Source organism: Bacillus sp. NPDC057893 (assembly GCF_042796455.1).
Classification (GTDB): Bacteria; Bacillota; Bacilli; order Bacillales; family Bacillaceae_G; genus Bacillus_A.
In genome coordinates this window covers 74999-96479 of sequence record NZ_JBHVNG010000009.1, presented here as the reverse complement: position 1 = coordinate 96479, position 21481 = coordinate 74999, and the positions used below count along the sequence as shown (strand labels likewise).

Genomic DNA, 21481 nt, shown 5'->3' with positions numbered 1-21481 from the left:
CAGGATCAAACTCTCCAATAAAGTTAGTTTGTCTAGCATCTAAAAATAAAAATTGACGTTCACGTTGTTTGTTTCGTTCAGTTTTCAAAGAACTAAAAGCGGGTGAAGAGAATCGAACTCTCGACCAGAGCTTGGAAGGCTCTTGTTTTACCACTAAACTACACCCGCGTGGTCGGGAAGACAGGATTTGAACCTGCGACCCCCTGGTCCCAAACCAGGTGCTCTACCAAGCTGAGCCACTTCCCGTTATGGCGCGCCCGAGAGGAGTCGAACCCCTAACCTCTTGATCCGTAGTCAAACGCTCTATCCAATTGAGCTACGGGCGCTTATTCATGATGTTTTTTCGTCGTTGTATTTTGGCGACTCAATTATCTTATCATACTACATTTTCAAATGCAAGTACTTTTTTAAAAGATTTTTTTGATGCGGCCGAGAGGACTTGAACCTCCACGGGGTTTCCCCCACTAGGCCCTCAACCTAGCGCGTCTGCCGTTCCGCCACGACCGCGCGGAAAAAACAAAAGTGAGCCATGAAGGATTCGAACCTTCGACCCTCTGATTAAAAGTCAGATGCTCTACCAACTGAGCTAATGGCTCGTAAATGGCTGGGCTAGCTGGATTCGAACCAGCGCATGACGGAGTCAAAGTCCGTTGCCTTACCGCTTGGCTATAGCCCATTGAAATAGTTATCTTCTTTTCAAAGACAAATGTTATTGTACCATAATGTCCAATAAAAAACAACTGCTATATAGCAGAAGTTAAAATGGCGGTCCCGACCGGGGTCGAACCGGCGATCTCCTGCGTGACAGGCAGGCATGTTAACCACTACACCACGGGACCATTTGGTTGCGGGGACAGGATTTGAACCTGCGACCTTCGGGTTATGAGCCCGACGAGCTACCGTACTGCTCCACCCCGCGATAATATTATTTATATAATTTATATGGTGGAGGATGACGGGATCGAACCGCCGACCCCCTGCTTGTAAGGCAGGTGCTCTCCCAGCTGAGCTAATCCTCCGAAGTGGTGACCCGTACGGGATTCGAACCCGTGTTACCGCCGTGAAAGGGCGGTGTCTTAACCACTTGACCAACGGGCCAATATATATGGCAGAGAAGAAGGGATTCGAACCCTCGCACCGCGTTAGCGATCTACTCCCTTAGCAGGGGAGCCCCTTGAGCCACTTGGGTACTTCTCTGTATATGGCTCCGCAGGTAGGACTCGAACCTACGACCGATCGGTTAACAGCCGATAGCTCTACCACTGAGCTACTGCGGAATAATAAAGACAATTTGTATCTTATAAAAATTCTCATCGTAAGTCAAGAAGTTTTTTCACAACGTCTTGCGCAAACGGGACATGTTTATAATATACTGGATTGCGTTTTCACTGTCAAGATGTTTTCACTACCAGTTTTAGTTGTCCTTTGCACTTTCCACATACATATCTTTGTGTATTTATTTGACGTCTTCTTACATATTGAAACGAACAACCCATACATTCATACGTATAAACTTTCGTTTCCTCCTCACTAATCATTCGTTTACAAAAACGTGGTGCACCTACTTTCTTTAATAACTCACGAAAATCTCTATCTCCGTGCTTATACCCTTTTCCTGTGATATGTAAGTGATAATGACAAAGTTCATGTTTAACAATCCCGACTAACTCTTCTTTACCATATATTTCGTAATATCGATAATTCAATTCTATATTATGATTCTTCAATAGATAGCGCCCACCCGTTGTACGTAACCTACTATTAAACATCGCTTTATGTAAAAACGGCATTCCAAAGCATTGTAACGATACCTCTTCCACTAACCTCTGAATTTCTTGCTCATCCATTCTCATTCCTCCTAAACAAAAAAATATTTTTACACTTTTCTCCCTTCCTATACATATATTAAATAGTACATATACCCATCCTCATTCAAGAAGCGTGATTTCTAAAAATGCAGCATTGATAGAAATCCACTCACCAACCTCTCATCAATATTTCTTTAAATAAAAGGAGGAATTTATGAGAGCAGGATTAAACAAGGAGGGATTCCTATGCCTACATGGCTAAAGAAACAAATGCAACGTGCATATTTCGAAAAAAACCGGTATCAAATCAAGTTACTAAATGAATGCTGGTTTTATTATAGTAAAATACACCAAAGCTCATAATCAATGAAACTTTCCTATCCATAAAAAGAGAGCAGTTTCATCTGCTCTCTTTACTTTCTATTCAATTGGTAACATTGATAATGCAACACGACCTTTTTTCGTATCAATATCATCTACCCATACCTTTACAATTTGTCCCACGGATACGATATCTAATGGATGCTTTACAAATTGTTTACTTAGTTTAGAAATATGTACTAAACCATCTTGCTTCACACCAATATCAACAAAGGCACCGAAATCAACAACATTGCGGATCGTTCCCTCTAATTCCATACCACGCTTTAAATCTTCTAATTTTAAAATCCCCTTTTTCAAAAGTGGCTTTGGCAACTCATCCCTCATATCTCGTTCCGGGCTAATTAAAGCATCCATAATATCAACTAATGTCGGCTCACCAATCTCGGTCTCTTGAGATAATTTAGAAATATCTACTCCTTCTAAACTCTTTTGCAAGTTCGGTTTCCCCACATCATTCTTTGATAACCCTAGGCTCTTTAATAATAATTCAACATTTTTATATTGTTCTGGATGAATCCCTGTGCGATCTAACGGATTCGCTCCTTCTAATATACGTAAAAAACCGATACATTGTTCATATGTTTTTGCACCTAAACGCGGGATTTTCTTTAATTCAGTACGCTTCGTGAATTTCCCATCTTCCTCACGCTTAGCTACAATATTTTTCGCAACTGTTTTTGATAACCCCGAAACATATTGCAACAATGCAACTGAAGCTGTATTTACATTAACACCAACTCGGTTAACTGCTGTCTCTACTACAAATGTTAATGATTCATTTAATCTCTTTTGAGATACATCATGTTGATATTGTCCCACCCCAACAGATTTAGGGTCAATTTTCACAAGCTCTGCAAGCGGATCTTGCAGACGTCTCCCAATTGAAACGGCACTTCTTTCTTCAACCTGTAAATTCGGAAACTCCTCGCGAGCTACATCAGATGCTGAGTACACACTAGCACCCGCTTCATTTACAATAATGTAAAATACATCTCGTTCTACATTTTGTAATACATCTACTATAAATTCTTCCGTTTCCCTCGAAGCTGTACCATTTCCAATCGCTATCATTTCAACTTCATATTTATCTATAATGGAAATGATTTTCGTTTTTGCATCCTCATATTTACGAACAGGCGGATGCGGATAAATAACATCTATGTGAAGAACTTTCCCTGTATCATCTACTACAGCTAATTTACAACCGGTTCTATATGCTGGATCTACCGCTAACACAACTTTCCCTTTCATCGGAGGTTGTAATAATAAATTACGTAGATTCTCAGAGAAAATATGAATCGCTTGTTCTTCGGCCGTTTCCATTAATTCTTTACGAATTTCTCTTTCTATTGAAGGTTGAATTAATCGCTTATATCCATCTTCCATCGCTAATTGTACATAATGCACACTTTTAGAAGCTTCATCAAGAATCATTTTCTTATGTAAAAACTGAAGAATTCCTTCAATTGGCGTGATAACAGAAACTCTTAATACGTCTTCCTTTTCACCACGATTCATAGCTAGTACACGATGTGGCACTACTTTTTGCAACGGTTCTTCATAGCCATAATACATTTCATATATATTCTTTTCATCTTTTTCTTTATCTTTTACAGATGAAGACATAATCCCTTGTCGGAAAGTAGTATTGCGAATCCAACTACGATATGCCGCATTATCCGAAACAAGTTCTGCAATAATATCTTGCGCACCTTGCAACGCATCTTCTGCAGACGCCACTTCTTTTTCTGCATTAACAAATTCCATAGCCTTCTCTGCTGGATTTTCTTTTTTATATAACAATAGCCACTCAGCTAACGGTTCTAATCCCTTTTCTTTAGCAATTGTAGCTTTCGTTCTTCTTTTCTCTTTATATGGACGATATAAATCTTCTACTTCCTGAAGTTTTTTTGCAGCAACAATATGACGACGCAACTCTTCCGTTAGTTTACCCTTTTCACCAATAAGACGAAGAACCTCTTCTTTCCTATCTTCTAGTTGCATCATATATTGCCATCTTTCTAAGATTGCACGAATTTGCACCTCATCTAGAGATCCTGTCCATTCTTTTCGGTAACGAGCGATAAATGGAACTGTGTTACCTTCTTCTGTTAATTGAATAACATGACGAACTTGCTTTTCTGTAAAGCCTAATTCTTTCACTAACATTTTCATTAACCCTTGTCGATTATCTACCATTTCCATATCCAACCGTAACCTCCTCTATAATAAAAAAAAGTTGCCCTGTAAAGAGAGCAACTTAAACTGCCGATTTAAAAATCTATTAGTCCTAAACTAATTTGTAACGCTTCATCTACACGACTCATCATCACTTCATCCAAATGAGTGATTTTGTCCGTTAAGCGTTGCTTATCGATTGTTCGAATCTGCTCAAGTAAAATAACAGAATCTCTCTCAAAACCATACTTTTTCGCATCAATTTCCACATGAGTGGGTAATTTCGCTTTTTGAATCTGTGCAGTAATAGCCGCTACAATCACAGTCGGACTAAAACGATTTCCGATGTCATTTTGAATGACAAGAACCGGACGAACGCCTCCTTGCTCAGAACCAACAACTGGGGAAAGGTCTGCAAAATACACGTCGCCGCGTTTTACAATCAAAATATTACCCCCCGCTAACTAAGCGTTCTACTGTATGAGCTGCTTCATACTCTGCTAAGAAAGCTTCAGATGCAATACCAAGATTAATTTTTCCCATTTCAATGTACCCACGTCGCATTGATTCATGTTGGTAGCGTTTCTTCGTCTTATGTTGACGCAATAACAGTTGTGTTGCCTGGCAAATTAGTTCATGGCGATTCTTATTCTCTTGTTTTCCAATCCCGTCCAATTCCGTTACCATTTGCTTTGGCAACCGAACCACGATTTCAGTAGTTACACTTGATTCGGACACAAAAATACACCTCCACCGTCAACTACACACCCAAATATATATATGACACCTATTGTAATAATACCATTGTATGGAGCCTGTTGCAAAGACTTCCTTATTCCCTGCTTATGTTTTCCAATTCATAAACAAAACATTCATCTTCTTTTACTTTTCATCTCTTTCAAACAAGAAATAAAGAAATCCTTTCCGCAACATTTCATTGTAACTTATATTAATAACAATTATAAAAAGAAGCTCCCTAGCAAAAAAGAGCCTATTTTCCATTAGCGAAAATCCCCTAAATGACGAGATGCTGAGCGATAATACCTTCTTCTATATATCATTTAAATAATTGATTACTTCTACAACTTTACCGTGTCGTATAAATATTCTCGGTACACGGAAGCTTATCGTTGCGATAATTTCATAATTAATAGTCCCGGAATATTCAGCTACCTCGGTAGCACTAATATACTCATCGCCTTGTCTCCCAATGAGTGTAACTTTCGTACCAAGTGGCACTTCACAAGGAAGATGTATCATGAATTGATCCATTGTCACTCGCCCTACAATCGGTACTCTTTCACCATTTACAAGTACTTTAAACCCTTGCAATCTTCTAAGCCAGCCATCTGCATATCCAATTGCAACTGTCGCAATCCATTCTTCAGTTCTCGTTCGGTATGTGACATTATAACTAATCCCATCCCCTTTAATCACTTGCTTAATATGAGCAACCTTCGTATGAAGTGACAACGCTGGTTCCAATTTAAATGGTAAAAAAGGACGTATTTCTACAGATGGGGATAGTCCATACATCGCAATACCAATTCGCACTGCATTAAATGTAATCCCTTGAAACCTTAACGTTGCAGCACTATTGGCTGTATGGACAAATTTAGGGTTCACTCCAAATTCTTTCAACCAACTTAACTGCTGCAAGAATGTATTATATTGCTTATCAAAGTAAGAAGTCTCAACCTCATCGGATGTTGCAAAATGTGTATATACTCCTTCTAACTCTAAAAATGGTGCGCCTTCTAAACTCTTTAAGAACCCCTTTAATTCTTTGCGTTCACGTATTCCGATTCTCCCCATACCACTATCAAAATTAATATGGAATTTCATTATTAATGAACCATCCCAGAGCTTTATCGCTTCTTCCACCCATTCTTTTTGAAAAACAGTTAATGCTACATCATTTTCAGCAGCTACGTTTACATCACGGGGCGGGGAAGGACCTAATACTAAAATCGGTGCAGTAATACCAGCCCTCCGAAGCACTAAAGCTTCATCTAAAAAAGCAACTGCTAATCTTGTTGCTCCTGCTTCTAATGCAGTTTTAGCCACCGGTACATAATCGTGCCCATATGCATTCGCTTTAACTACAGCAAAAATCTCTACATCACTTGGAATGAACTCTTTAATATGCGTAACATTGTTGTAAATCGCATCTAAATCCACTTCCACCCAGGTGTCACGGTAAAACGGTGCGTCTTCCATAAATACACTTCCTTATACACGATATGCGAAGCTTATTCTTTTATATGCTTCTTTTATGAAATCCACCTTCAAACTAAGAAAAGACGCGGTGCACATATATCACCACGTCTAAGATGTTTACTTCACCTGCTTCGCTGTAACCGAACGAGCAACCATCAACAACTCATTCGGCTCTAGACCTTTAGACACGAGCATATATTCTACTCCGTTATGCGACCACGTTACAGAGTCTTTCGTCAATGCACCAATCGTGAAACCAAGATCAACCGGCTCTCCACTTACACTTACCGCCGATGAGGCCTCTGCAACTTTTGCCTTTTCTTGTATTAAAGTAAAGGATTTCTTACTTCCAGTGTATGTGAGTATCGCACGCTTGCCACTGTCTGTCTTCAACTCTTTTTCCTCTTTCAAAGTCATGCCTTGCGGCGTATCACGCGGATACAAAATAGCAAACGGTTTGTCTTCTTTCGCTGCCGTCTGAACATCCACTTGTGCTCTAGACATATTTTGTTTCGTATCAAATGCACCTTTATCAAACTTTGCATCAAACTTTACTTTAGTGAAATCTACTTTTACAAGGACATTTTGGTCATTATCCATCAGCTTCACAGAAACTGGTGTTAAATCACTTTTATTCAGCTTAATTTCTTGTTTCGGCAACATATTTTGATGTTGATAATTTGTTTTTGTTTTAAATACATAATACTTATCTGTTTTCTCGAAAGAGAGATTTTTCTTATCTTGCAAAATATCTCTTACAAGTGATTCATATAAATAAGCCTGGCTACTATTTTGCGGCCAATCACTTTGAAAACGGAAACTCTTATTAAGCGCCGGTGTTAATACAAATACACCTTCATCATTTCTTAAAATAATTTGACTCTGATCCTTTTTCGCATTCTGCAAATTCACACGATAATACGAAGGTTCTTTATGCCAAATTTCTACATTGTACTCCTGAGGCTCATTTCCTGTTTTAATAGATAATTTCGCTTCAGCTTGATAACTCTTCATACTTTTAACTTTCGCTTCTAAATCTCTCACAACATCTTCCTGTTTCTTTTCCATACAACCCGCCAACACAAAAACGGTCAATAAACCGACAAGAACTAAAAACAGACGCCTTTTCATCACTTCAGCCCCTTTGCCCCTATAAATGAATGGAAGATATGCCTTCCTTATCGCTACCTCAAATATATGAGACAAAGATATAAAATATGCAGACTAGCGTGACGAGCTTTCCAAAACAACTTGAGCAACGGCAAATTCTTTACTATGACTAATTGATAAATGAACAATATGCTCTGTATTTGTAATGATAATCGGCTTACCTCTATCATCATTCCTTACTTCAATATCTAAAAAACTCACTTCTTTCCCGATACCGGTCCCTACCGCTTTAGAATACGCCTCTTTTGCTGCAAATCTTCCAGCTACGAATTCTGTAAGACGACTTCCTTTCAGCCCCTCGGCAACACCACGTTCTCTTTCAGTTAAAATACGTTCCATAAATTTAAGCTTTCCATCTAGCATTTTTTCAATTCGATTTAACTCAATAATATCGATTCCAATCCCTACAATCATTTCAAAATCCCCTTCTTCTATTTAGCTTTCTTCATTCATATTGTAAGAATAACAGAGAATCTTTCTGATGCAAAAGGAGTGATACTAACAACATGCTAATACCATCCACTCGCATTTCCTTACAACCGATTATCATCTCTTTACTTCTTATACAATTAGTCATGATTATATTGAGCGACTTTTCCCTCTTTCACCTGGCAGCCTACAATGAATATATCGCTAAAGGAGAATGGTGGCGTGTCATAACTTCCTTACTTGTACACGTAGACTTACAACATTTTCTTTCTAATAGTATTTGTTTATTTATACTTGGTTCTTCTATTGAAAAACAACTAGGACACTTTTCTTTCATCATTATTTTTTTCCTTTCTGGCATTCTTGGGAATATTTCTTCTTATATTATTATGCCTCTTGAATATATTCACGCCGGAGCATCTGGTAGTATTTTCGGATTACTAGGCGCCCAATTATTTTTATTGTATAGTCGATATCGTTCTTCAAAACCAAGAGACATCGCTATTTTTTCAATAATGATACTTATATTACTGCTATTTACTTTCTTTAATCCCTCTGCCAATCCTATAAGCCATTTAACAGGATTGATTATCGGCGGCATGTGCACCCCTTTTTTAACAAAAAAAATCGATGGCGCAGAGCTTATTTAATATAGAAGCTCGCACCATCGACAATTTCCACATCTGTTTGTTTACTTAAATCTCTCATTAGTTGAAATAAAGACTCATCCTTTTTCTTCGCCTCAATCATACAATCAATTTGCGGAACACTCCCCTTTATCTTTTTCAAAAAAGATAAGAAGGTATCTACATCAATAAAATCCGCATGTGCTCTTAGATCTTTTCCATCTCTAGGACTAGAGATGTGCATTTTAACTGGTAATAAAGACGATTCCCACGTATGTACAACACGTGCCCAATCTTCATGCCAATCTTCCTGGTCATTATTCATCATATGATGGTGCAAATCAAACACGACTGGAATGTCTAATTTCTCACCTAAATACAATGTTTCTTCTAAAGAAAAGGTCGTGTCATCATTTTCTAATATAATCATCTCTTGAATACCTCTTGGAACAGTTGACCAATTTTCTATAAAGTGTTCTAATGCGAGCTCCTTATCGTTATAACCTCCTCCCACATGTAATACACATCGTTGCTTATGTTCAATTCCCATACCCTTTAACAATTTTTTGTGCATCTGCAATGTCTTTACAGATCGTTTGAAAATACTCTCCTCAGGTGAATTTAGTACAACAAAATGATCTGGATGGAAGTCAATTCGCATATTCATACGAATTGCATATTCACCTAATTCTTTCAGATTTTCTTTTAAAGGACGAATATAGTTCCAATCTAACAACTCCTCATGATTCGCTAAAGGAATAAGCTTGGAACTAAGTCGAAAGAAAAATATATCATGTCCTTTATTATGCTTTAATAGCCGTAAGCAATTTTCCAAATTCGAATTAGCGATTCTTTCGAGTTTACGAATCGCAGCCTCTCGATCATCAATCCGCTGAAACTGTGCATATGTCATCGTTTGAGATGGAGATGCATTCTTCAAATGCACACTCATCGCAACATACCCAAGTCTTACTAGCATATAGCACCCCATTTCTATACGAGTTATTATGTAGTATGCACAATTACAGAAATAAAAAAAAGAGAATGCCAGCAAAGGACATTCTCTTTTTTATTAAGCTTGTGGACGGCTATGATGTTTTCTTTCGCCGCGTCCATTTGAAGATCCAGGGCGACCTTCACCTTTACGACCACGGTTACCATCACGGCTACCACCATCACGATTGCGATCACGGTTACGACCATCGCCACTTCCACTTCCACTTCCACTTCCACGTCCATCACGATTGCGATCACGGTTACGACCATCGCCACCGCCGCGTCCATCACGACTACGATTACGGTTACCATCACGGTATCCACTTCCGTTACCACCGCGTTTTTTAGAACCGCCACCTCTTGAAACAACTGGTGGTTCTGATGTTAAAGCGATTGGAGTTGTATCTGGTTCTTTTGTCATCATTTTTAAAGCAGCAGCTACTACTGTTACAGAGTCATTCTCTTCCAACATTTCTTCTGCAATACGCTTGTAGTATGATAAGTTTTCATTTTGGATTGTGCTTTGAAGCTTTTCTGCGATTAAACGTTGTTGACCTTCTAACGCCTCGTCAAGTGTCGGTGCTTCCATACGATCAACCTTACGTTTTGTTGTACGCTCGATATTTTTCAATTGTCCTGATTCACGTGGCGTTACAAATAACATTGCAATACCTTTTTTACCTGCACGGCCAGTACGACCGATACGGTGAACGTATGATTCTGGATCTTGCGGGATATCGAAGTTGTATACGTGTGTTACGCCTGAAATATCAAGACCACGTGCAGCAACGTCTGTTGCAACAAGAACTTCGATAGCACCTTCTTTAAATTTACGTAATACAGACATACGTTTTGCTTGTGTTAAGTCACCATGAATACCTTCTGCTGCATAACCACGTAAGTTTAATGCTTCTGATAATTCATCAACACGACGCTTTGTACGACCGAATATGATTGCAAGCTCTGGAGATTGAATATCTAGTAAGCGTGTTAACACGTCAAACTTATTCTTTTCTTGCACTTCTAAATAGAACTGCTGAATGTTTGGCATTGTTACTTCTTTTGCTTTTACTTTAATGTGTTCAGGCTCAGTCATGAAACGCTCAGCAATACGACGGATTGGATCTGGCATTGTCGCTGAGAATAATAATGTTTGATGTGTTTCTGGCACATCTGTTAAAATCGCTTCAATATCTTCAATGAAGCCCATGTTTAACATTTCATCCGCTTCGTCAAGAACAACAGTCTCTACGTTTTGTAAGCGAAGTGTTTTACGGTTAATATGATCTAAAATACGACCCGGCGTACCAACAATAATGTGTGGGTGTTTTTTTAGAGCACGAATTTGGCGGTTAATATCTTGACCACCATAAATTGGTAGAATACGAACACGTTTATGTTTACCAAGTTTGTATAGCTCTTCTCCAACTTGAATTGCTAATTCGCGCGTTGGCGCGATAACAATACCTTGAACTGCTTCTTTATTTGTATTCACTTTATCTAATAGTGGTAATCCGAATGCTGCTGTTTTCCCTGTACCTGTTTGCGCTTGCCCAATAATATCCTTACCTTGCAATGCATATGGAATTGTTTCAGCTTGAATCGGCGTAGCCTCTTCAAAGCCCATACTTTCAACAGATTGTAGTAAAGACTCACTTAATCCTAATTCTCGAAATGTTGTCAATGTTACTTCTCCTTTTCTATCCTATACTTATCATTTAAAAAAAGGCGTTTTCCGAACTTGCGGAAAAGCCCTTTTCCTGAATACTGACGTATAACCGGGCGTATATTCTTCACGAAAATACTTCTAAACGTTATCACACTTTATCAATTATAAGTTTTGTAGGTGTAAAAAGCAAACCCCAACTGTTACCTTATTTCATATTCAGAGCTTTTTTCTTTACTTTTATTTTTTTATCATTTACTGTAAGCGCTTATTATAAGTTTCCACTATTTTCGTGGCTATCATCCCTATTTATATACACCAATTATTTCAACATCGTAATTACTTCTTCTAATTTCATACCGCGAGACGCTTTTACTAGCACAACATCTTTCGCATCAACTACTGCTTGTAAGTCTTTTACAAGTTCTTCTTTGTTTTCATACGCTTTTACACGTTCTTTAGGGAAATTAATTTTTGCTCCTTCAGCAATTTGAGCTCCTAATTTACCATATGTGAATACATATGAAATTTTTGCTGGATCAATTAATTTACCTACTTCATAATGAAATTGCACTTCTTGATTTCCAAGTTCTAACATATCACCAAGCGCAACAATTTTTTTAGCAAATCCATCTAAGCCATTCATTAGGTGGAACGCAGCTTCCATAGCCGTTGGGCTCGCATTATAGGCATCATTGATAATTGTTAAACCACTATCTGTTTTTACAATTTCCATACGCATACCTGTCATTTGAAGTGTTACTAAACCTTTTTTCATTTCTTCCCACGTTACACCAAAATGTTTCGCAATTGCCATTGAAGCAAGTGTATTATATACATTATGCTTTCCTAGCACCGGTAGATAGAATGACAAAGTTTCATCCCTGTTCATCTTAAAGTGTGTTCCAGTTGCCTGTAATGTTACAGTAGTTGGATAGTAATCATTTGCTCTCGCATCACCAAATGTAACTGTTTCCGCTGCTAAATTCATTTCTGGAACACGATTCGTTAATAGCGGCTCATCTCCATTATATACGAACACGCCACCCTTTTGTAAACCTGTAACAATTTCTAACTTCGCTTCAGCAATCGCCTCACGAGATCCTAAATCCATTAAGTGTGCCTCACCAATGTTCGTGATAATAGCTGCATTAGGACGAGCTAACTTAGATAGAAATTCAATTTCTCCTTGGCTTGACATGCCCATTTCTAATACAGCTACTTCTGTATTTTCCTCTAAATTTAAAATAGTAAGAGGTAAACCGATATGGTTGTTGAAATTACCTTCTGTTTTTTGAACTTTAAATTTAGTCGCAAGAATACTTGTTACAATATCTTTCGTAGATGTTTTACCATTACTACCCGTTACACCAACAACTTTTACATCCAATTGATCACGATAGTTTTTCGCTAACATTTGCAATGCTGCTAGTGTATCTTCTACAAAAATAACTGGAAGATTTTCAGGTGGGTTTTCTACATCTTTCATCCACAATGTAGCAATCGCCCCGTTTTCAAAAGCTTTATCTACAAAAGCATGTCCATCGAAACGTTCACCTTGAATCGGAACATATAAGTTTCCTTTTTCAATCTTTCTCGTATCAATAGATGCTCCTTGTATAGTAATTCCCTCATATTTCTCTGCTAATCCAGTACCATCTACCATTTTCTCTACTTGTTTTAACGTTCGCTTAATCATAAAAAAACACTCCTTACATAGAGGAAGCACTATTCCTTCGAATAGTGCTTCCTCCTTTTTTGTTAGATTGTATATTTAATTTTTTGTTTTTCTTCGTGACGTTCAATCGCTAAACGAATCAACTCTTCAATTAATTCCGGATACGGTAACCCTGTATGTTGCCATAATAGTGGGAACATACTAAACGGCGTGAATCCTGGCATTGTGTTTACTTCGTTAATATATACTTCTCCATCTTTCGTTAAGAAGAAATCAGCTCGTGTTAAGCCCGAACCATCTAATGATTGGAATGCAATAATTGCATCTCGCTTAATTACATTAGACTCTTCTTCTGTCATTTCAGCTGGAATAATTAACGCTGTATCACCATCGATGTATTTCGATTTGTAATCATAAAAATCTTTTTTCGGTACAATTTCACCTACAACAGAACATTTCGGCTCATCATTACCTAATACACCAACTTCTACTTCACGACCTACAATATTTTCTTCTACAATAATTTTACGGTCAAATTGGAATGCCTCTTCGAATGCATTCTCAAGCTCTTCACGATCGTTACACTTATTAATACCAACACTTGAACCAAGGTTTGCTGGTTTTACGAAGCAAGGATATCCTAATACTTCTTCTACTTTTTCATACGCTATTTCACTATCTTTTTCCCATGCGCTACGAATGAAAGATGCATATTTCGCTTGTTTCAATCCAGCTTCTGCAAAGATATTTTTCATAACGACTTTATCCATACCAGCAGCTGATGCTAATACACCGTTACCTACATAAGGAATGTTCATTAATTCTAATAATCCTTGAACCGTTCCATCTTCACCGTTTGGCCCATGTAGTAATGGGAAAATAACGTCAATAGCATCTTCTTGAGAAGTTGCAGACGGAATAATTTCTGTGCTTAATGATAACGGGGAAATCGCATTTTCTGCACCGCTCATTTTTAAAGTTTCAACATCTGTTACTTCACCTTCAATACGCTCACCGCGTACCCATTGACCTTGTTCTGTAATATAAATTGGATGAATCTCGAATTTATCTTGATTTAATGCTTTAATAGCAGCAAGAGCCGTTTGTAGCGAAACTTGATGCTCAGCTGATTTTCCACCGTATAATAAACCTAATTTAATTTTTGTCACTGAAATCACCCTAACCAATTGTTTTCATTTTTCTATTTTAGCACTTTTTATAAAAATAGGTAGTTCCTATTTGAAATAAAATGTAACTTCCATAAATAATTAAAAGACACCACTTATTGGTTTTCTACACTTTTTCTCTTTAATTTTCTACACACCTAAACATAATTAAACTTTAAAGTAAGGTTGCTATCTAATCTGGTTATGTACCTAAAATATGTAGAAAGCCACTTTTTGTGTATGTCATCTATATTATCCTACCATTTATGGAGAATGAAAAAACACTGATTAAAGTTTCATTTTATTAAGAAGACTGTTTTCTAAGCGTATCTTTTTGCCTCTGCTCAACAAGACGATCTAAAGAAACATATACAAAGCCTGCAACTACACATCCAACACCTAAAATTGTAAATAAGAAGTGACCAAGCAAACGATCCAATAGAAAACCACCAAGAAGCGGACCAAATGCCCCCCCTGTGATCCACTGCAAACTGGCCGCTCCCATATATGTTCCTCTCAAATGCTCAGGGGCCAAATTCGCTACAAACGTCATCTGTACAGGTGACATAATCATCTCACCTAACGTATATATTGCATAAACGAACAGTAACGTTATTAAAATAATCGTAGCATTTGTATCTAATCCCCCAAACCATTTCGGTAACCACCCTATTAAAAACAAACCAATCCCGAACAAGCACGCACCATATAACATCGTCTTTCCGACAGGTTTATCTGTCGCCCATTTTGAAATTTGAAATTGAAATAAAACAACTAATAGACCATTTAACGCCATTAAATATGGATATGGATTATTAATGCCCTTCATTTCGTTATCAAAGTGCAGCGGCAACATGCCTTCTGTTTGAGAAAACCCCATAGAAATAATGATTCCCGCTAACAAATAAATCATTAACGCCTTATCTCTCATTAAAATTTTCCAAACCGCACCTGATTCCTTCTCTTCATTCTCTTCTTTTTTATCTGCGGCTTTTGGCATTGTCTCCTGAATAAAAATTAATACAAGTAATGCATAAAATAGCATTGTCGACGAAGCGATAATAAAAACAAGGTTCTTCGATAAAACAACTACTGACACTCCCATTATCGGCCCAATTGCAGCACCAATATTGTGTCCCATTCGCAATAAACCATATGCCTCTGTTCTTTTTTCTGGCGCCGTCACATCTGCAACCATCGCTGATGCCGCTGGATGAAATAGAGAATTACTTAACCCTAAAAAAATAGATAAAATGGCATATGGGATAAACCCTTCTATAAATAAAAAACCGAGCATTAGTAATGCATTACTCGCCATCGAAAATATCATAATTGGCTTTCTTCCATATATATCAGCTATTCTTCCGCCTATAAGTGAGCCAAAGCTTGCAGCAATTGGAGAAAGCGCCATAATAATTCCAACTTGTAATAAAGAATCTACCTTATCTTTTAAATATAGTGCAAAAAAAGGCATTAACATCATCATCGCAATTCCGTTCAATGTCTCACCGATAAATCGAATCCATACGTTACGATCCATCGCCCTTAGCTCACGCCATGTATTTTTCATACTTCCCCCCCTTAATTAACCAACAATTATCTTATAACATATTCAGAAAAATGTAAATTTTCAAAACAAAAATCCATTCTAACAGAATTAGAATGGATTTTTCCACTTATAAATTTGCTACATCTTCTTCTTTTTTACCATTACTTAACGCACTATGTTTTCGGCTATATAAAAAGTAAACTGCTATACCAATAACCATCCATACCCCAAAACTAATCCACGCTGTTCCGGATAACTGAAGCATTAAGTATAAACAAAAAATTACCGTTAACGCTGGTAAAAATGGTACAAGAGGTGCCTTAAATGCCCTTGGTAAGTCAGGATGAGTTCTTCTCAGGACAATAACCGCAACTGCTACAAGTGCAAAAGCTGACAATGTCCCCATATTTACAAGGTGTGCTAAAACATTTAAATCAATTAACCCTGAAATAAGTGCTGCAATAATCCCAGTTGTCCATGTATTTAAAAATGGTGTTTTAAATTTCGGATGAACTTTAGCAAGACGCTTCGGCAACAGCCCATCTCGGCTCATCGCATACGAAACACGAACTTGCCCATACATCATAACTAGCATTACAGTTGTAATCCCTGTAATTGCTCCTACCGAAATTACTCCCGCTAAACTATCTTGTCCAATAAATTGAAGTGCAAAGGCAACTGGATCTGATATATTTAGCTGTCCGTATGGAACAATTCCTGTCAAAATAAGTGAAACAACGATATAAAGAACAGTACAAATTAATAACGATGCGATAATGCCGATTGGTAAATCACGTTGCGGACGTTTCACTTCTTCTGCAGCTGTTGAAACTGCATCAAATCCTATGAATGCGAAGAATACTGTAGCAGCTCCAGCCATTACACCATCTAAACCAAATGGCATAAAAGGCGTCCAATTTTCAGGTTTCACATAATTAAAACCAGCAAAGATAAAGATAAGAACAACCGCTATTTTAATAAATACCATGATATTATTTATTCGTGCACTTTCACGAACACCTCTAGATAAAAGAGCTGTCATAACTAGAATAATTAGAACTGCAGGTAGATCAATTATTCCACCCTTTCCTGTACCAGGAGCCGAGGAGAGAATGGTCGGAATATGAATCCCAAATCCCTTTAATAACGATTGAAAATACGCTGACCATCCATTGGCTACAGCAGATGTAGCTAATAAATACTCGAGCATTAAATCCCATCCAATTAAGAATGCAAATACTTCTCCCATCGTCGCATACGTGTACGTGTACACACTCCCTGAGACAGGAACTGAAGAAGCAAATTCAGCGTAACAAAATGCAGCAAAGGCACAAGCTAATGCAGCTATAGCAAATGATAATATAATAGCTGGTCCAGAATGTTTCGCTGCTACAACGCCAGTAAGAACAAAAATACCAGTTCCAACAATTGCTCCGATTCCAAGCATTGTTAAATCAAGTGCCCCTAACGTTCTCGATAATGTCTTTTGTTTACTTTCTTGCAGTAACGTTGAAATCGGCTTCTTTTGAAAAATTTGCTTCATACTGTGCTCCTCCATGATTTTAGTTTTCTGAAAATTTAATTTACTTTTTTCATTTTACCTACAGTATGTTTTTTAGTCAATACTTTTGTCGGAATAAACAGAAAACTATCGAGATACGCGCTATACCCTTATCATTCTTTCTATAAAAAGATTCACAAAATCATATCTATATATCTTTTCATAACTGTTTTTGGTATTAGTATACATGTCGATTCCACAAAAGAGGCATGCTCCTTTATTGAGCATGCCTCTTTTTACTTATTTCACAGTATATGAACCCTCTTCAATCCAGCTATACATATACTTTTCATCTTCCGTCTCATGTGCTTGTTTCACAATACGAAGCGGACGGAATGTATCTATCATAACAGCTAATTCAAGTGTTTCTTTCTTCCCTATACTCGCTTCTGTTTTTCCAGGATGCGGCCCATGTGGAATCCCGCTCGGATGAAGCGTAATAGAACCTTCTTCCACACCTTTTCGGCTCATAAAGTTACCTTCTACATAGTAAAGTACCTCATCACTATTCACATTACTATGATAATATGGTGCCGGAATTGATTCTGGATGATAATCATATAAGCGTGGTACGAAAGAGCAAATAACAAAATTATGCCCTTCAAATGTTTGATGTACTGGTGGTGGCTGATGAATACGACCTGTAATTGGTTCAAAATCCTCAACATTAAATACCCATGGATATAAATAGCCATCCCAGCCAACAACATCTAACGGATGGTGCCCTAAAACATGCTTATGCATATACCCCCTCGATTTTGTCATTACGACAAACTCACCTTTTTCATCATATGTCTCCAATTTCTCCGGACCACGAATATCTCTTTCACAAAACGGACTATGTTCTAACAGTTGCCCATACTCATTGCGATAGCGACTTGGTGTTGTAATTTGGCTATTTGCCTCTACAACAAGAAACTTAGTCTCTCCTTCATCTGGAATAACACGATAAATCGTTCCAATTGGGATCGTTACATAATCACCTTTTCTATAGTGAATCGTTCCGAACATTGTTTCAATTTTCCCTGTTCCATAATGAACAAATAACATTTCATCGCCATCACCATTACGGTAGAAATAGTCCATTTTTTCTGTTGGAGTCACTACTCCAATTAATAAATCCTCATTCCCAAGCATAAAGGTTCTTCCGCTTACTGCATCGCCAGTTTTTTTATTTTCTTTCGTGCGAAAATGGCGATGTGCAAGAGCTACATCTTCTTCATACTGCAACTGACAAGAATGAGATAATGCCGCATGACCTACTTCCGTTGGCATATAATGATGGTACAAAATAGACTGCGTACCAGAAAAACCTTTCGTTCCCATTACCTGTTCACGATAAAGCGCTCCATCTTTTTTACGAAATTGTACATGTCGTTTATGAGGTAGCTCCCCCATGTGACGATAAAACATGCCCATCACCTGCTTTCATGTCTTTTTTGACCGTATTACGTAACGTACCTAAACCAGTAATCGAAAGCTCTACAACATCTCCATCTTGTAGCCACTCTTCTGTACCAAGTTCTAAAATACATCCTGTTCCTACTGTTCCAGAACCGATCACATCTCCCGGATATAAGGTCACGTCTTGTGAAGCACGTTCAATCATTTCAGCAAACGTATAGTAAATATCTTGGAAGTTTCCCTTTGATAATAATTTCCCATTCACGTGAGCAGTCATCTCTAAATCATATCGATTACCATTACGATAAATGTCTAATTCCTCTTTCGTAACGAGATACGCTCCTAATGAAGTTGCAAAATCTTTTCCTTTTGCTGGTCCAAGCCCTACCTTCATTTCTGTTGCTTGTAAGTCCCTTGCACTCCAGTCGTTCATAATACAATAACCAAAAATATATTCCTCTGCTTGCTCACGAGAAATATTTCGTCCTTCTTTTCCGATTACACAAGCAATCTCTAATTCATAATCAAGCTTTTTAGACTTCTTCGGGCCAATTACAAAATCATCCGGACCAATAACAGCACGATGGTTAGTAAAATAAAAAACCGGGATATCATACCATTCAGGTACAACATCTAGCCCTCTTCTCCCGCGGGCTGTTTTTACATGCTGTTCAAATGCATAAAAATCTCGAATGCTACTCGGATTAGGAATTGCCGCTGCTAATTGAACTTCCTCTAAGGAATATATACCCTTTTCAGGATTCTTAATATTACGCAATACTTCTACATACTCATCTGCTTTCTCTAAAAAGGCAAACATAGAAGAAGGTAATTGTCCATCACTCGCAAGATTCATATCGATTACTTTGTCACCTTCAAGCCATCCAGCTCGCATTTCTTTCGATGGGAGACGAAATGTAACAAATTTCATCATGATTCCTCCCTATGAAAATGAAATTTCCACCAACAAAGGAACTCTTGCTGGTGGATACAAATTTTATAAATTTCCGCGACGCTCTTGTTCTCTTTCAATTGATTCAAATAACGCTTTAAAGTTCCCTTCGCCAAATCCACGAGAACCTTTACGTTGGATGATTTCAATAAATAGAGTTGGACGATCTACAATTGGTTTCGTAAAGATTTGTAATAAATAACCTTCTTCGTCACGGTCTACTAGAATCTTCAATTCTTTTAATTTATCAATTTCTTCATCAATTTTCCCCACTCGTGCAGTTAACTCATCGTAATACGTATCTGGCGTATCTAAAAACTCAACACCATTCGCACGAAGCACTTCAATTGTTTTTACAATGTCACTTGTTAATAAAGCGAGATGCTGTACACCCGCTCCGTTATAGAACTCTAGATATTCTTGAATTTGTGACTTTCTTTTTCCGTCTGCTGGTTCATTAATTGGAAACTTAATACGGCTTCCATTCGTCATAACTTTTGACATTAATGCCGAATACTCTGTGCTAATATCGTCATCGTCGAAATGGATCATTTGTTTAAAGCCCATAACATTCTCGTAATAACTAACCCACTCTTCCATTTTCTCAACGTTACCAACTACATGGTCTACAGCAATTAAACCAGACTCTTCAAATGGAATATTAAACTCAACCTTTTGGAATCCTGGCATAAATGTTCCTTTATAATTTTTACGCTCTACAAGCGTGTGAATTGTATCACCATACGTACCAATAACCGCTTTCTTCAAGGTACCGTCCTCATCTGTTAACTCCTCAGGTGGAGCAATTGCGACGGCACCACGTTTCACCGCTTCCGAATATGCTTTATCAACATCATCAACAAGTAAAGCTACATCTTTCACGCCGTCACCATGAGTCTTTACAAACTCTGCGATACGATTATCGCTACCTAGGGCTCCGGACACAACAAAACGCATATTTTTTTGCACAAGCACATAAGATACCTTTTCACGATTTCCTGTTTCTAATCCAGAGTAAGCCACGATTTTGAATCCGAACGCTCTCGCAAGGTAATAACTCGATTGTTTTGCATTCCCTACGTAAAACTCCAAATGATCTACATCACGTACCGGAAAAAAGTCCTCCATTTGTGCAGCTAGCGTATCCATAGATTTTTGTTTCATAATATCTTCATCCCCCTGTAAATAGATTAAATGGTCCATACTTAAAACCAACCGAAAACGCTTCCAACATCAATTAATAGAAATTAGTTAGCAAGCTAACAAATTCTGACCTTTAAAATTTTCTATCTTTTCTGTCAAATTCCTCTTTTTTTCTTACATATAAAATTCGACTTTTTTCTCTTTAAAGTAATGGGGAATATTAATACTTGAGGATATATATGAGAGGAAAATAAAAAAGACCCCAACATATTAACTACTTACTAATACGTTAGAGTCTTTATTTTTTTTGAATGATTGTATTTATATTTCTCATACTAATATATTTGCAAGGAATAGAATAAATGATGTTAATATTACTGCTCCGCCTAATGATCCTAATAAATCTGTTTTTGTTACTTGTAACACTTGTTCACTGTTCATATTCCTCATTCTCCTTTCATTTTGTACGATTTAAAACTTCTATTATACTAATACACTTGATAGAAATACGATTAATGCCGTTAATACCACTGCTCCACTTGCTGATCCTA

Annotated in this window: 20 protein-coding genes and 12 tRNA genes; 2 read left to right on the top strand and 30 right to left on the bottom strand. The window is 37.6% G+C overall.

The annotated features are described in order from the left end of the window. Positions 1-97: 97 nt before the first annotated feature. From ACFVQC_RS25550 to ACFVQC_RS25490, 13 genes are all read right to left on the bottom strand, one after another. Positions 98-168: transfer RNA gene (locus ACFVQC_RS25550), tRNA-Gly, on the bottom strand. A gap of 1 nt (position 169) precedes the next feature. After that, positions 170-246: transfer RNA gene (locus ACFVQC_RS25545), tRNA-Pro, on the bottom strand. A gap of 3 nt (positions 247-249) precedes the next feature. Further along, positions 250-326: transfer RNA gene (locus ACFVQC_RS25540), tRNA-Arg, on the bottom strand. Between the two features lie 98 nt (positions 327-424). Next, positions 425-507 (bottom strand) — tRNA-Leu (locus tag ACFVQC_RS25535). Between the two features lie 16 nt (positions 508-523). Next, positions 524-596: transfer RNA gene (locus ACFVQC_RS25530), tRNA-Lys, on the bottom strand. Between the two features lie 5 nt (positions 597-601). Continuing rightward, positions 602-676: transfer RNA gene (locus tag ACFVQC_RS25525), tRNA-Gln, on the bottom strand. A gap of 87 nt (positions 677-763) precedes the next feature. Then, a tRNA-Asp gene (locus ACFVQC_RS25520) sits at positions 764-839 on the bottom strand. 3 nt (positions 840-842) lie between these two features. Further along, positions 843-919, bottom strand: a tRNA-Met gene (locus ACFVQC_RS25515). A 24-nt stretch (positions 920-943) separates the two neighbouring features. Further along, positions 944-1019 (bottom strand) — tRNA-Val (locus tag ACFVQC_RS25510). A 4-nt stretch (positions 1020-1023) separates the two neighbouring features. Next, positions 1024-1098 (bottom strand) — tRNA-Glu (locus ACFVQC_RS25505). 8 nt (positions 1099-1106) lie between these two features. Beyond that, a tRNA-Ser gene (locus tag ACFVQC_RS25500) sits at positions 1107-1197 on the bottom strand. A gap of 5 nt (positions 1198-1202) precedes the next feature. Beyond that, positions 1203-1277: transfer RNA gene (locus tag ACFVQC_RS25495), tRNA-Asn, on the bottom strand. 114 nt (positions 1278-1391) lie between these two features. Next, positions 1392-1847 (bottom strand): SprT family protein, encoded by a 456-nt coding sequence (locus ACFVQC_RS25490; RefSeq protein WP_377891859.1) that lies wholly within the window; start codon positions 1845-1847, stop codon positions 1392-1394. Between the two features lie 207 nt (positions 1848-2054). On the opposite strand from ACFVQC_RS25490, the gene cmpA reads away from it, so the two are divergent. Beyond that, on the top strand, positions 2055-2171 hold the full coding sequence (gene cmpA / locus ACFVQC_RS25485; protein ID WP_001143642.1) for a cortex morphogenetic protein CmpA: 117 nt from the start codon (positions 2055-2057) through the stop codon (positions 2169-2171). Between the two features lie 57 nt (positions 2172-2228). Here cmpA and ACFVQC_RS25480 read toward each other — a convergent pair whose 3' ends face one another. The 6 genes from ACFVQC_RS25480 to acpS all read right to left on the bottom strand — a co-directional run bounded on the left by ACFVQC_RS25480 (position 2229) and on the right by acpS (position 8174). After that, positions 2229-4397 (bottom strand): Tex family protein, encoded by a 2169-nt coding sequence (locus ACFVQC_RS25480; protein ID WP_377891867.1) that lies wholly within the window; start codon positions 4395-4397, stop codon positions 2229-2231. Between the two features lie 68 nt (positions 4398-4465). Continuing rightward, positions 4466-4816 carry a type II toxin-antitoxin system endoribonuclease NdoA gene (ndoA, locus tag ACFVQC_RS25475; protein ID WP_000635965.1) on the bottom strand — a complete coding sequence of 117 codons (351 nt, stop codon included), beginning with the start codon at positions 4814-4816 and terminating at the stop codon, positions 4466-4468. Positions 4817-4820: 4 nt separating this feature from the next. After that, positions 4821-5108 carry an antitoxin EndoAI gene (locus ACFVQC_RS25470; RefSeq protein ID WP_000004570.1) on the bottom strand — a complete coding sequence of 96 codons (288 nt, stop codon included), beginning with the start codon at positions 5106-5108 and terminating at the stop codon, positions 4821-4823. 312 nt (positions 5109-5420) lie between these two features. Beyond that, on the bottom strand, positions 5421-6590 hold the full coding sequence (gene alr, locus ACFVQC_RS25465; protein WP_377899572.1) for an alanine racemase: 1170 nt from the start codon (positions 6588-6590) through the stop codon (positions 5421-5423). A gap of 117 nt (positions 6591-6707) precedes the next feature. Next, positions 6708-7658, bottom strand: coding sequence for a LolA family protein (locus tag ACFVQC_RS25460; RefSeq protein WP_377899576.1), 951 nt, complete (start codon positions 7656-7658; stop codon positions 6708-6710). A gap of 156 nt (positions 7659-7814) precedes the next feature. After that, positions 7815-8174 carry a holo-ACP synthase gene (gene acpS, locus ACFVQC_RS25455; RefSeq protein WP_002009969.1) on the bottom strand — a complete coding sequence of 120 codons (360 nt, stop codon included), beginning with the start codon at positions 8172-8174 and terminating at the stop codon, positions 7815-7817. A gap of 92 nt (positions 8175-8266) precedes the next feature. Here acpS and ACFVQC_RS25450 point away from each other — a divergent pair, with 92 nt between their 5' ends. Further along, positions 8267-8839 (top strand): rhomboid family intramembrane serine protease, encoded by a 573-nt coding sequence (locus ACFVQC_RS25450; protein WP_377891853.1) that lies wholly within the window; start codon positions 8267-8269, stop codon positions 8837-8839. Here the strand turns inward: ACFVQC_RS25450 and uvsE are convergent. The 11 genes from uvsE to ACFVQC_RS25395 form a co-directional block, all read right to left on the bottom strand. Next, on the bottom strand, positions 8832-9794 hold the full coding sequence (gene uvsE, locus ACFVQC_RS25445) for a UV DNA damage repair endonuclease UvsE (protein WP_377899570.1): 963 nt from the start codon (positions 9792-9794) through the stop codon (positions 8832-8834). The genes ACFVQC_RS25450 and uvsE overlap by 8 nt on opposite strands. A gap of 93 nt (positions 9795-9887) precedes the next feature. After that, positions 9888-11495: a degradosome RNA helicase CshA gene (cshA, locus tag ACFVQC_RS25440; protein WP_377899569.1), complete on the bottom strand. Its 1608-nt coding sequence runs from the start codon at positions 11493-11495 to the stop codon at positions 9888-9890. 304 nt (positions 11496-11799) lie between these two features. After that, positions 11800-13176 (bottom strand): UDP-N-acetylmuramoyl-tripeptide--D-alanyl-D-alanine ligase, encoded by a 1377-nt coding sequence (locus tag ACFVQC_RS25435; RefSeq protein WP_377899568.1) that lies wholly within the window; start codon positions 13174-13176, stop codon positions 11800-11802. A 62-nt stretch (positions 13177-13238) separates the two neighbouring features. Beyond that, positions 13239-14324, bottom strand: a complete 1086-nt coding sequence (locus ACFVQC_RS25430) for a D-alanine--D-alanine ligase (RefSeq protein WP_377891844.1) — start codon at positions 14322-14324, stop codon at positions 13239-13241. 301 nt (positions 14325-14625) lie between these two features. Further along, positions 14626-15891, bottom strand: coding sequence for an MDR family MFS transporter (locus ACFVQC_RS25425; protein ID WP_377891841.1), 1266 nt, complete (start codon positions 15889-15891; stop codon positions 14626-14628). A gap of 106 nt (positions 15892-15997) precedes the next feature. Beyond that, on the bottom strand, positions 15998-17413 hold the full coding sequence (gene bcaP / locus ACFVQC_RS25420) for a branched-chain amino acid transporter BcaP (protein ID WP_002113418.1): 1416 nt from the start codon (positions 17411-17413) through the stop codon (positions 15998-16000). A gap of 258 nt (positions 17414-17671) precedes the next feature. After that, the gene (locus ACFVQC_RS25415) at positions 17672-18844 is read right to left on the bottom strand and encodes a homogentisate 1,2-dioxygenase (RefSeq protein ID WP_070140604.1); all 1173 of its coding nucleotides are present in this window, start codon (positions 18842-18844) and stop codon (positions 17672-17674) included. Further along, complete coding sequence (locus ACFVQC_RS25410) at positions 18810-19766, bottom strand: fumarylacetoacetate hydrolase family protein (protein ID WP_377891837.1); 957 nt, start codon at positions 19764-19766, stop codon at positions 18810-18812. Before ACFVQC_RS25410 ends, ACFVQC_RS25415 begins: the two co-directional genes overlap by 35 nt. 66 nt (positions 19767-19832) lie before the next feature. Beyond that, positions 19833-20951 (bottom strand): 4-hydroxyphenylpyruvate dioxygenase, encoded by a 1119-nt coding sequence (hppD, locus tag ACFVQC_RS25405; protein WP_219916886.1) that lies wholly within the window; start codon positions 20949-20951, stop codon positions 19833-19835. A gap of 309 nt (positions 20952-21260) precedes the next feature. Then, on the bottom strand, positions 21261-21371 hold the full coding sequence (locus tag ACFVQC_RS25400; protein ID WP_001083697.1) for a DUF3948 family protein: 111 nt from the start codon (positions 21369-21371) through the stop codon (positions 21261-21263). A 42-nt stretch (positions 21372-21413) separates the two neighbouring features. Beyond that, on the bottom strand, positions 21414-21481 hold a 68-nt coding region (locus ACFVQC_RS25395; protein WP_048519132.1), incomplete at its 5' end, for a DUF3948 family protein.